This window comes from Streptomyces rubellus, from assembly GCF_036323805.1.
Classification (GTDB): domain Bacteria; phylum Actinomycetota; class Actinomycetes; order Streptomycetales; family Streptomycetaceae; genus Streptomyces.
In genome coordinates this window covers 1-10,892 of the sequence record NZ_JAZDCX010000048.1, presented here as the reverse complement: position 1 = coordinate 10,892, position 10,892 = coordinate 1, and the positions used below count along the sequence as shown (strand labels likewise).

The 10,892-nt window shown below is 71.9% G+C and carries 12 protein-coding genes; 6 read left to right on the top strand and 6 right to left on the bottom strand.

Translation table 11 applies throughout. From position 1 onward, the window contains the following. Positions 1-12 precede the first annotated feature (12 nt). From V1L54_RS29070 to V1L54_RS29095, 6 genes are all read left to right on the top strand, one after another. On the top strand, positions 13-657 hold the full coding sequence (locus V1L54_RS29070; protein ID WP_330121158.1) for an HAD family hydrolase: 645 nt from the start codon (positions 13-15) through the stop codon (positions 655-657). A 67-nt stretch (positions 658-724) separates the two neighbouring features. Next, complete coding sequence (locus tag V1L54_RS29075; protein WP_330121159.1) at positions 725-1,900, top strand: acetoin utilization protein AcuC; 1,176 nt, start codon at positions 725-727, stop codon at positions 1,898-1,900. Positions 1,901-2,506: 606 nt separating this feature from the next. Next, positions 2,507-2,719 (top strand): helix-turn-helix domain-containing protein, encoded by a 213-nt coding sequence (locus V1L54_RS29080; RefSeq protein ID WP_158239648.1) that lies wholly within the window; start codon positions 2,507-2,509, stop codon positions 2,717-2,719. A 129-nt stretch (positions 2,720-2,848) separates the two neighbouring features. Next, positions 2,849-2,947 carry a 30S ribosomal protein bS22 gene (locus V1L54_RS29085; protein ID WP_003948845.1) on the top strand — a complete coding sequence of 33 codons (99 nt, stop codon included), beginning with the start codon at positions 2,849-2,851 and terminating at the stop codon, positions 2,945-2,947. A gap of 188 nt (positions 2,948-3,135) precedes the next feature. Beyond that, a complete protein-coding gene (locus V1L54_RS29090; protein WP_330121160.1) occupies positions 3,136-4,170 on the top strand; it encodes an NAD-dependent epimerase/dehydratase family protein in 1,035 nt (344 codons plus the stop codon). Continuing rightward, entirely contained in the window at positions 4,163-5,383 is a 1,221-nt protein-coding gene (locus V1L54_RS29095) for a lysophospholipid acyltransferase family protein (protein ID WP_330121161.1), read from the top strand. The genes V1L54_RS29090 and V1L54_RS29095 overlap by 8 nt, the downstream gene beginning before the upstream one ends. 126 nt (positions 5,384-5,509) lie before the next feature. Here V1L54_RS29095 and V1L54_RS29100 read toward each other — a convergent pair whose 3' ends face one another. From V1L54_RS29100 to V1L54_RS29125, 6 genes are all read right to left on the bottom strand, one after another. Further along, positions 5,510-6,730 carry a lysophospholipid acyltransferase family protein gene (locus tag V1L54_RS29100; RefSeq protein WP_330121161.1) on the bottom strand — a complete coding sequence of 407 codons (1,221 nt, stop codon included), beginning with the start codon at positions 6,728-6,730 and terminating at the stop codon, positions 5,510-5,512. Next, positions 6,723-7,757, bottom strand: coding sequence for an NAD-dependent epimerase/dehydratase family protein (locus V1L54_RS29105; protein ID WP_330121160.1), 1,035 nt, complete (start codon positions 7,755-7,757; stop codon positions 6,723-6,725). The genes V1L54_RS29100 and V1L54_RS29105 overlap by 8 nt, the downstream gene beginning before the upstream one ends. Positions 7,758-7,945: 188 nt before the next feature. Further along, positions 7,946-8,044 carry a 30S ribosomal protein bS22 gene (locus tag V1L54_RS29110; protein ID WP_003948845.1) on the bottom strand — a complete coding sequence of 33 codons (99 nt, stop codon included), beginning with the start codon at positions 8,042-8,044 and terminating at the stop codon, positions 7,946-7,948. Between the two features lie 129 nt (positions 8,045-8,173). Further along, positions 8,174-8,386: a helix-turn-helix domain-containing protein gene (locus V1L54_RS29115; RefSeq protein ID WP_158239648.1), complete on the bottom strand. Its 213-nt coding sequence runs from the start codon at positions 8,384-8,386 to the stop codon at positions 8,174-8,176. A gap of 606 nt (positions 8,387-8,992) precedes the next feature. Beyond that, a complete protein-coding gene (locus V1L54_RS29120) occupies positions 8,993-10,168 on the bottom strand; it encodes an acetoin utilization protein AcuC (RefSeq protein ID WP_330121159.1) in 1,176 nt (391 codons plus the stop codon). 67 nt (positions 10,169-10,235) lie between these two features. Further along, positions 10,236-10,880 (bottom strand): HAD family hydrolase, encoded by a 645-nt coding sequence (locus V1L54_RS29125; RefSeq protein ID WP_330121158.1) that lies wholly within the window; start codon positions 10,878-10,880, stop codon positions 10,236-10,238. Positions 10,881-10,892: the final 12 nt, after the last annotated feature.

Genomic DNA, 10,892 nt, shown 5'->3' with positions numbered 1-10,892 from the left:
TTAGGGTGATGCATGCGCTACGACCTGGTGATCTTCGACAACGACGGTGTCCTGGTGGACAGTGAGCCGATATCCAACCGGATTCTCGCGGCCTATCTGACCGAGCTGGGGCACCCGACCACGTACGAGGACTCCATCCGGGACTACATGGGCTCGGCCGTGCACCGCATTCACGACCTGGTCCTGGAGCGCTCGGGGCAGCGGCTGCCCGCGGACTTCGACGAGACCTTCCACGGTCGCGTCTTCGACGCCTTCCGGCGCGATCTCCTTCCCGTCCCCGGCGCCGCCGAGGTGCTGAGCACCCTCGAGACGGAGGGAGTGCCGTACTGCGTGGCGTCGTCCGGCAGCCATGAGCGGATCCGGGTGGCGCTCCGGAAGACGGGGTTGTACGAGCGCTTCGGGGAGAAGCGCATCTTCAGCTCGCAGGACGTGGGCCGGGGAAAGCCGGCGCCCGACCTGTTCCTGCACGCCGCCGAGGTGATGGGGGTGCCGCCGGTGCGCTGCGCCGTCGTCGAGGACAGCCCACTGGGGGTGCGGGCGGCCGTCGCCGCCGGAATGGACGTCTACGGATTCACCGCGATGACCCCCGGCGAAAAGCTCTCGCATGGCACGGCCCTCTTCACCTCGATGAGCGAGCTGCCCGCGCTGCTCGCCTGAGCAACAGGGGCCGTCAACCGGTGGCGTGCGCGTGTGGCCGTCCGGACCGCCCGATACGGTGGCCCGTATGAGCGGCGGCGCACTGTTGATGTGGGACGAGGCGGTCACCGGTTACGACTTCGGGTCCGGGCACCCGATGGACCCGGTGCGGCTGGGGCTGACCATGCGGCTCGTCGAGGCGTTCGGCCTGCCCAGCGCCTCCGGCCTGAAGGTGGTCTCGGGATCGCCGGCGGGTGATTCCACGCTGCGTCTCGTCCACCGCTCCGACTACATCGAGGCCGTGCGCCGGGTGTCGGCCGAGCCCCGGGCCGCGGACGGATCGTACGGCCTCGGCACCGAGGACGACCCGGCCTTCGCGGGGATGCACGAGGTCTCGGCGCTGATCGCCGGCCAGACGGTCGGGGCGGCCGAGGCGGTCTGGCGCGGGGAGGTGTCCCACGGTGTCAACTTCGCGGGTGGGCTGCACCACGCGATGCCGGGATCGGCGGCCGGTTTCTGCGTCTACAACGACGCCTCCCTGGCCATCGCCCGGCTGCTGGAGCTGGGGGCCGAACGAGTCGCGTACCTGGACGTGGACGTCCACCACGGGGACGGTGTCCAGGCGGCCTTCTGGGACGATCCCAGGGTCCTCACGATCTCGCTGCACGAGCACCCCCGCATGCTCTTCCCCGGAACCGGCTGGCCCGAGGAGACCGGAGGCGAGAAGGCGGAGGGCGGCGCGGTGAACATCGCCGTCCCGCCGGGCACGTCCGACGGCGGCTGGCTGCGCGCGCTGCACGCGGTGGTGCCGGAGCTGCTGAGGTCCTTCCGGCCCCAGGTACTGGTGACCCAGCACGGCGCGGACACCCACATCGAGGACCCGCTGGCGCATCTGGCGGTGACCGTCGACGCCCAGCGGGTGGCAGCCATGGTCTGCCACCACTGGGCGCACGAGTACGCGGAGGGACGCTGGCTGGCCCTCGGCGGCGGAGGGTACGCGGTCGTGGACGTCGTACCGAGATCCTGGACCCATCTGGTGGCGATCGCGGCGGGGGAGCCGATCGCGCCGGAGACGATGATCCCGGAGGACTGGCGGCGGCAGGTGTACGCGCGGACGCGGCAGGACGCGCCGCGGCGGATGACGGACGGCCGTGAGCCGCTGTGGTCGGACTGGGAGTCGGGGTACGACCCGGCGAGCGCCCTGGACCAGGCGGTGATCGCCACGCGGCGCGCGGTGTATCCCGCGCACGGGCTGCTGCCGTAGCCGCCCGTGCGGGCTCCTACGCACCTTGGCCCGTGCGCTGTCGGCGGGGTGATGTCCCGGCCTCGCACCGGCGCAGGGTAGACGTGTCGACATAACGACCCGGTTCGGGGTACGTACGCACCTGTCCCGGTGCGTACGGGGAGGCGCGGTGGCCCATGAGGCCGGGGTGCGGACCGTTTTGGATGCGCCGGTCGCACACTCCTACCGCCCCCTCCGCCATGGGGTCGGTCGCGGGCGCGGCGGTCATGGCGGGGGAGGGCCGCGCCGACCGGTGTCCGGAGGTGCGGAGAGGCCTGCGGAGCAGGTCAGCCGGGTATCGGGAGGATAGGGCGAGCGGACGGGAGGCGATGCCGCCGGGTCCGCCGGACGGTCGGCGGGGCGGATGCCGGCAGCCCTCCCGCCGTATGGTCCGGCGCCGTCGGAGCAGTGCGCTCCACTTGATCGTTATGTGCTCAATCATTCACGTCTGTCACACTAGAGGGGTAATAGCTACTCCTCTTCCCCACTTGCATCACCCGCCCCTAATCTGGGGAGGAGCGCGCATGCGAGCAGGAGTCACCGGAGGGGAAGCCGGTGTCCGACATGTGCGGAAGGTTCAGGTGTGACATGGCTGCTGCTGAGAGGCCTCTGAACGAGGTCGTGTTCCTGACCGTGGCGGAAGTCGCCTCGGTGATGCGAGTGTCCAAGATGACCGTGTACCGGCTGGTGCACAGCGGTCATCTGCCGGCGATCCGGGTGGGCAGGTCCTTCCGGGTGCCGGAGCAGGCTGTCCACGAGTATCTCCGCGGTTCCTACGTGGGGGTGGAGAAGAGCGCGTAGCCGTACGAGCCGACGAGTCCGTCGGCCCCCGTGTCACAAGCACCGCCCGGTGCCGGGTAGGCTGAGCCGACGTAGGTCGTGTGGGCTCGGACGCCCCGCACCGAGTGACGAAGTGAGCGAGGGTAAGTCGTGGGCTCTGTTATCAAGAAGCGGCGCAAGCGGATGGCCAAGAAGAAGCACCGCAAGCTGCTCAAGCGCACGCGCGTACAGCGCCGCAACAAGAAGTGAGCGGGCGCGCCGCACACTGATCACCGCCCTCCCGCCGATGTGCCGGCGGGAGGGCGGTGGCGTTCCGCCACGGGACGACGGCCACCCGATACGGTGGCGGAGGAACCGGAACGGGATCAGCGGGCCGGCCGGGTGTCCGGACGAGGGCTTCCCGGGTGTGGGCCGCCGTACGGGAGAGGGAGCAACCGGTGGGCAAGGTCGTGCTCGTCACGGGAGTCGCCCGGCAGCTCGGCGGGCGCTTCGTGCGGCGGATCCTGCGGGATCCCGGTGTCGACCGGGTCGTCGCCGTGGACGCCGTGCCGCCCGAGCACCACCTCGGCGGTGCCGAGTTCGTCCAGACCGACATCCGGCAGCCGACCGTCGCCGGACTGCTCGCCGAGTACGGCGTGGACACCGTCGTCCACCTGGACGTCAGCGGTATGCCGCTCCTGCCGCGCGGCACCCGGGCGTCGGTGAAGGAGACCAACGTCATCGGCACGATGCAGCTCCTCGGTGCCTGCCAGAAGGCGCCGGCCGTACAGCGGCTGGTGGTGAAGTCCAGCACGAACGTCTACGGCTCCTCGCCGCGCGATCCGGCGGTCTTCGCCGAGACCATGGGGCCCAAGGCGCTGCCCGGCGGCGGCTTCGCCAAGGACGCCGTGGAGGTCGAGGGATATGTGCGGGGGTTCGCCCGCCGCCGTCCCGACGTGGCCGTGACGGTGCTGCGCTTCGCCAACATCCTCGGCCCGACCGCGGACACACCGCTCGCGGAGTACTTCCGGCTGCCCGTGCTGCCGACCGTCCTCGGATACGACCCGCGGCTGCAGTTCGTCCACGAGGACGACGTCGTCGAGGTGCTGCGGCTGGCCTCGCGGGAGCCGCGGCGCGGCACGCTCACCGCCGGGACGTTCAACATCGCCGGGGACGGGGTACTGCTGCTGTCCCAGGCCGCGCGGCGGCTGGGCAGGCCCACGCTGCCCCTGCTGCTCCCGGCCATCCGGTGGACCGGGACGGTGCTGCGCTCGGTGGGCGCCACGGACTTCTCGGCCGAGCAGATCCGGCTGCTGACTCACGGCAGGGTCGTGGAGACGACGCAGATGCGCGAGGTGTTCGGCTTCGAGCCGCGGTACACCACGGCCGGGGCCTTCGCCGACTTCGCGCGCAGTCATGGTCCGGGACTGCTGCCGCCGGAGAGACTCGCACACGCCGTGGACCGCATCGAGGAGGTCGTCCGCCATGGCTGACGCCAAGGTCATCCCGTTCGACGACGACCGCTCCCGGGGCGGTACGGGGCGCGCAGCCCGGGGGCGGCCCGCGGGCGGCGGGGCCCGGCGCCGTACCGGAGCGGGTGACGGAGACCACGGCGGCCGGGACGTCCCGGGTACGGGACGGGGCGCCGGGCGGAGCCCCCAGGGCGGGGTACAGCCGCCGCTCGCCGCCGTGCCGGCGGGACCCGGGCCGGTGGCCGAGGACGTCCGGGGCACCGATGAGCCCGGGGGCGCCGGGGAGATCGGAGAGGCCGGAGGAGCCGGGGAGACCGGGGAAGCCGGGGAGCGGGCCGCCCGGGAGACGTCCGGACCGGCGGCGGACGCGTCGCGGGCGACGGGCCGGGAGGCGGAGGACTGGGACCGCAGGATCGCCCGCGGTCTGGCGTTCCTGCGGCGCCGGATCACCGGCGACTACGAGGTCGACGAGTTCGGCTACGACGCGGAGCTCACCGACCAGGTGCTGCTGTCCGGGCTGCGGCCGCTGTACGAGAAGTACTTCCGGGTCGAGGTGCTGGGCATCGAGAACATCCCGGCCGAGGGCGGCGCCCTGGTGGTGGCCAACCACTCCGGGACGCTGCCGCTGGACGCGCTGATGCTCCAGGTCGCCGTGCACGACCACCATCCGGCGCGGCGGGCCCTGCGGCTGCTGGCGGCCGACCTGGTGTTCGTGCTGCCGGTGGTCAGTGAGCTGGCCCGGAAGGCCGGGCACACCCTGGCGTGCGCGGAGGACGCCCAGCGGCTGCTGGAGCGGGGTGAGATCGTCGGGGTGATGCCGGAGGGCTTCAAGGGGCTCGGCAAGCCGTTCTCGGAGCGCTACAAACTCCAGCGGTTCGGGCGCGGGGGTTTCGTCTCGACGGCGCTGCGCGCGGGGGTGCCGATCGTGCCGTGCTCGATCGTGGGAGCGGAGGAGATCTACCCGATGATCGGCAGCTCCAGGACGCTGGCGCGGCTGCTCGGCTTCCCGTACTTCCCGGTCACGCCTACCTTCCCGTGGCTGGGACCGCTGGGGATGGTGCCGCTGCCGACGAAGTGGACGATCCAGTTCGGCGAGCCGGTGCCGACGGGCGACTACCCGCCCGAGGCCGACGAGGACCCGATGCTGATGTTCAACCTGACGGACCAGGTGCGCGAGACGATCCAGCACACCCTCTACCGGTTGCTGGTGCGGCGGCGCTCGGTCTTCTTCTGAGCGTTCTCCCCGGGGCTTCCGGGAGGCCCTTCCGGGTGACGGCGGGTGCGGCCGGGTGCCCGCGCGGGCACCCGGCCGCACCCGCCGTCACCCGGAAGGGCCTCCCGGAAGCCCCGGGGAGAACGCTCAGAAGAAGACCGAGCGCCGCCGCACCAGCAACCGGTAGAGGGTGTGCTGGATCGTCTCGCGCACCTGGTCCGTCAGGTTGAACATCAGCATCGGGTCCTCGTCGGCCTCGGGCGGGTAGTCGCCCGTCGGCACCGGCTCGCCGAACTGGATCGTCCACTTCGTCGGCAGCGGCACCATCCCCAGCGGTCCCAGCCACGGGAAGGTAGGCGTGACCGGGAAGTACGGGAAGCCGAGCAGCCGCGCCAGCGTCCTGGAGCTGCCGATCATCGGGTAGATCTCCTCCGCTCCCACGATCGAGCACGGCACGATCGGCACCCCCGCGCGCAGCGCCGTCGAGACGAAACCCCCGCGCCCGAACCGCTGGAGTTTGTAGCGCTCCGAGAACGGCTTGCCGAGCCCCTTGAAGCCCTCCGGCATCACCCCGACGATCTCACCCCGCTCCAGCAGCCGCTGGGCGTCCTCCGCGCACGCCAGGGTGTGCCCGGCCTTCCGGGCCAGCTCACTGACCACCGGCAGCACGAACACCAGGTCGGCCGCCAGCAGCCGCAGGGCCCGCCGCGCCGGATGGTGGTCGTGCACGGCGACCTGGAGCATCAGCGCGTCCAGCGGCAGCGTCCCGGAGTGGTTGGCCACCACCAGGGCGCCGCCCTCGGCCGGGATGTTCTCGATGCCCAGCACCTCGACCCGGAAGTACTTCTCGTACAGCGGCCGCAGCCCGGACAGCAGCACCTGGTCGGTGAGCTCCGCGTCGTAGCCGAACTCGTCGACCTCGTAGTCGCCGGTGATCCGGCGCCGCAGGAACGCCAGACCGCGGGCGATCCTGCGGTCCCAGTCCTCCGCCTCCCGGCCCGTCGCCCGCGACGCGTCCGCCGCCGGTCCGGACGTCTCCCGGGCGGCCCGCTCCCCGGCTTCCCCGGTCTCCCCGGCTCCTCCGGCCTCTCCGATCTCCCCGGCGCCCCCGGGCTCATCGGTGCCCCGGACGTCCTCGGCCACCGGCCCGGGTCCCGCCGGCACGGCGGCGAGCGGCGGCTGTACCCCGCCCTGGGGGCTCCGCCCGGCGCCCCGTCCCGTACCCGGGACGTCCCGGCCGCCGTGGTCTCCGTCACCCGCTCCGGTACGGCGCCGGGCCCCGCCGCCCGCGGGCCGCCCCCGGGCTGCGCGCCCCGTACCGCCCCGGGAGCGGTCGTCGTCGAACGGGATGACCTTGGCGTCAGCCATGGCGGACGACCTCCTCGATGCGGTCCACGGCGTGTGCGAGTCTCTCCGGCGGCAGCAGTCCCGGACCATGACTGCGCGCGAAGTCGGCGAAGGCCCCGGCCGTGGTGTACCGCGGCTCGAAGCCGAACACCTCGCGCATCTGCGTCGTCTCCACGACCCTGCCGTGAGTCAGCAGCCGGATCTGCTCGGCCGAGAAGTCCGTGGCGCCCACCGAGCGCAGCACCGTCCCGGTCCACCGGATGGCCGGGAGCAGCAGGGGCAGCGTGGGCCTGCCCAGCCGCCGCGCGGCCTGGGACAGCAGCAGTACCCCGTCCCCGGCGATGTTGAACGTCCCGGCGGTGAGCGTGCCGCGCCGCGGCTCCCGCGAGGCCAGCCGCAGCACCTCGACGACGTCGTCCTCGTGGACGAACTGCAGCCGCGGGTCGTATCCGAGGACGGTCGGCAGCACGGGCAGCCGGAAGTACTCCGCGAGCGGTGTGTCCGCGGTCGGGCCGAGGATGTTGGCGAAGCGCAGCACCGTCACGGCCACGTCGGGACGGCGGCGGGCGAACCCCCGCACATATCCCTCGACCTCCACGGCGTCCTTGGCGAAGCCGCCGCCGGGCAGCGCCTTGGGCCCCATGGTCTCGGCGAAGACCGCCGGATCGCGCGGCGAGGAGCCGTAGACGTTCGTGCTGGACTTCACCACCAGCCGCTGTACGGCCGGCGCCTTCTGGCAGGCACCGAGGAGCTGCATCGTGCCGATGACGTTGGTCTCCTTCACCGACGCCCGGGTGCCGCGCGGCAGGAGCGGCATACCGCTGACGTCCAGGTGGACGACGGTGTCCACGCCGTACTCGGCGAGCAGTCCGGCGACGGTCGGCTGCCGGATGTCGGTCTGGACGAACTCGGCACCGCCGAGGTGGTGCTCGGGCGGCACGGCGTCCACGGCGACGACCCGGTCGACACCGGGATCCCGCAGGATCCGCCGCACGAAGCGCCCGCCGAGCTGCCGGGCGACTCCCGTGACGAGCACGACCTTGCCCACCGGTTGCTCCCTCTCCCGTACGGCGGCCCACACCCGGGAAGCCCTCGTCCGGACACCCGGCCGGCCCGCTGATCCCGTTCCGGTTCCTCCGCCACCGTATCGGGTGGCCGTCGTCCCGTGGCGGAACGCCACCGCCCTCCCGCCGGCACATCGGCGGGAGGGCGGTGATCAGTGTGCGGCGCGCCCGCTCACTTCTTGTTGCGGCGCTGTACGCGCGTGCGCTTGAGCAGCTTGCGGTGCTTCTTCTTGGCCATCCGCTTGCGCCGCTTCTTGATAACAGAGCCCACGACTTACCCTCGCTCACTTCGTCACTCGGTGCGGGGCGTCCGAGCCCACACGACCTACGTCGGCTCAGCCTACCCGGCACCGGGCGGTGCTTGTGACACGGGGGCCGACGGACTCGTCGGCTCGTACGGCTACGCGCTCTTCTCCACCCCCACGTAGGAACCGCGGAGATACTCGTGGACAGCCTGCTCCGGCACCCGGAAGGACCTGCCCACCCGGATCGCCGGCAGATGACCGCTGTGCACCAGCCGGTACACGGTCATCTTGGACACTCGCATCACCGAGGCGACTTCCGCCACGGTCAGGAACACGACCTCGTTCAGAGGCCTCTCAGCAGCAGCCATGTCACACCTGAACCTTCCGCACATGTCGGACACCGGCTTCCCCTCCGGTGACTCCTGCTCGCATGCGCGCTCCTCCCCAGATTAGGGGCGGGTGATGCAAGTGGGGAAGAGGAGTAGCTATTACCCCTCTAGTGTGACAGACGTGAATGATTGAGCACATAACGATCAAGTGGAGCGCACTGCTCCGACGGCGCCGGACCATACGGCGGGAGGGCTGCCGGCATCCGCCCCGCCGACCGTCCGGCGGACCCGGCGGCATCGCCTCCCGTCCGCTCGCCCTATCCTCCCGATACCCGGCTGACCTGCTCCGCAGGCCTCTCCGCACCTCCGGACACCGGTCGGCGCGGCCCTCCCCCGCCATGACCGCCGCGCCCGCGACCGACCCCATGGCGGAGGGGGCGGTAGGAGTGTGCGACCGGCGCATCCAAAACGGTCCGCACCCCGGCCTCATGGGCCACCGCGCCTCCCCGTACGCACCGGGACAGGTGCGTACGTACCCCGAACCGGGTCGTTATGTCGACACGTCTACCCTGCGCCGGTGCGAGGCCGGGACATCACCCCGCCGACAGCGCACGGGCCAAGGTGCGTAGGAGCCCGCACGGGCGGCTACGGCAGCAGCCCGTGCGCGGGATACACCGCGCGCCGCGTGGCGATCACCGCCTGGTCCAGGGCGCTCGCCGGGTCGTACCCCGACTCCCAGTCCGACCACAGCGGCTCACGGCCGTCCGTCATCCGCCGCGGCGCGTCCTGCCGCGTCCGCGCGTACACCTGCCGCCGCCAGTCCTCCGGGATCATCGTCTCCGGCGCGATCGGCTCCCCCGCCGCGATCGCCACCAGATGGGTCCAGGATCTCGGTACGACGTCCACGACCGCGTACCCTCCGCCGCCGAGGGCCAGCCAGCGTCCCTCCGCGTACTCGTGCGCCCAGTGGTGGCAGACCATGGCTGCCACCCGCTGGGCGTCGACGGTCACCGCCAGATGCGCCAGCGGGTCCTCGATGTGGGTGTCCGCGCCGTGCTGGGTCACCAGTACCTGGGGCCGGAAGGACCTCAGCAGCTCCGGCACCACCGCGTGCAGCGCGCGCAGCCAGCCGCCGTCGGACGTGCCCGGCGGGACGGCGATGTTCACCGCGCCGCCCTCCGCCTTCTCGCCTCCGGTCTCCTCGGGCCAGCCGGTTCCGGGGAAGAGCATGCGGGGGTGCTCGTGCAGCGAGATCGTGAGGACCCTGGGATCGTCCCAGAAGGCCGCCTGGACACCGTCCCCGTGGTGGACGTCCACGTCCAGGTACGCGACTCGTTCGGCCCCCAGCTCCAGCAGCCGGGCGATGGCCAGGGAGGCGTCGTTGTAGACGCAGAAACCGGCCGCCGATCCCGGCATCGCGTGGTGCAGCCCACCCGCGAAGTTGACACCGTGGGACACCTCCCCGCGCCAGACCGCCTCGGCCGCCCCGACCGTCTGGCCGGCGATCAGCGCCGAGACCTCGTGCATCCCCGCGAAGGCCGGGTCGTCCTCGGTGCCGAGGCCGTACGATCCGTCCGCGGCCCGGGGCTCGGCCGACACCCGGCGCACGGCCTCGATGTAGTCGGAGCGGTGGACGAGACGCAGCGTGGAATCACCCGCCGGCGATCCCGAGACCACCTTCAGGCCGGAGGCGCTGGGCAGGCCGAACGCCTCGACGAGCCGCATGGTCAGCCCCAGCCGCACCGGGTCCATCGGGTGCCCGGACCCGAAGTCGTAACCGGTGACCGCCTCGTCCCACATCAACAGTGCGCCGCCGCTCATACGGGCCACCGTATCGGGCGGTCCGGACGGCCACACGCGCACGCCACCGGTTGACGGCCCCTGTTGCTCAGGCGAGCAGCGCGGGCAGCTCGCTCATCGAGGTGAAGAGGGCCGTGCCATGCGAGAGCTTTTCGCCGGGGGTCATCGCGGTGAATCCGTAGACGTCCATTCCGGCGGCGACGGCCGCCCGCACCCCCAGTGGGCTGTCCTCGACGACGGCGCAGCGCACCGGCGGCACCCCCATCACCTCGGCGGCGTGCAGGAACAGGTCGGGCGCCGGCTTTCCCCGGCCCACGTCCTGCGAGCTGAAGATGCGCTTCTCCCCGAAGCGCTCGTACAACCCCGTCTTCCGGAGCGCCACCCGGATCCGCTCATGGCTGCCGGACGACGCCACGCAGTACGGCACTCCCTCCGTCTCGAGGGTGCTCAGCACCTCGGCGGCGCCGGGGACGGGAAGGAGATCGCGCCGGAAGGCGTCGAAGACGCGACCGTGGAAGGTCTCGTCGAAGTCCGCGGGCAGCCGCTGCCCCGAGCGCTCCAGGACCAGGTCGTGAATGCGGTGCACGGCCGAGCCCATGTAGTCCCGGATGGAGTCCTCGTACGTGGTCGGGTGCCCCAGCTCGGTCAGATAGGCCGCGAGAATCCGGTTGGATATCGGCTCACTGTCCACCAGGACACCGTCGTTGTCGAAGATCACCAGGTCGTAGCGCATGCATCACCCTAA

Excerpts from the sequence above, each read along its gene's own strand:
- V1L54_RS29120 (WP_330121159.1), bottom strand. The coding sequence starts at position 10,168 with ATGAGCGGCGGCGCACTGTTGATGTGGGACGAGGCGGTCACCGGTTAC.
- V1L54_RS29100 (WP_330121161.1), bottom strand. The coding sequence starts at position 6,730 with ATGGCTGACGCCAAGGTCATCCCGTTCGACGACGACCGCTCCCGGGGC.
- V1L54_RS29080 (WP_158239648.1), top strand. The coding sequence starts at position 2,507 with ATGGCTGCTGCTGAGAGGCCTCTGAACGAGGTCGTGTTCCTGACCGTG.
- V1L54_RS29125 (WP_330121158.1), bottom strand. The coding sequence starts at position 10,880 with ATGCGCTACGACCTGGTGATCTTCGACAACGACGGTGTCCTGGTGGAC.
- V1L54_RS29070 (WP_330121158.1), top strand. The coding sequence starts at position 13 with ATGCGCTACGACCTGGTGATCTTCGACAACGACGGTGTCCTGGTGGAC.
- V1L54_RS29075 (WP_330121159.1), top strand. The coding sequence starts at position 725 with ATGAGCGGCGGCGCACTGTTGATGTGGGACGAGGCGGTCACCGGTTAC.
- V1L54_RS29095 (WP_330121161.1), top strand. The coding sequence starts at position 4,163 with ATGGCTGACGCCAAGGTCATCCCGTTCGACGACGACCGCTCCCGGGGC.
- V1L54_RS29115 (WP_158239648.1), bottom strand. The coding sequence starts at position 8,386 with ATGGCTGCTGCTGAGAGGCCTCTGAACGAGGTCGTGTTCCTGACCGTG.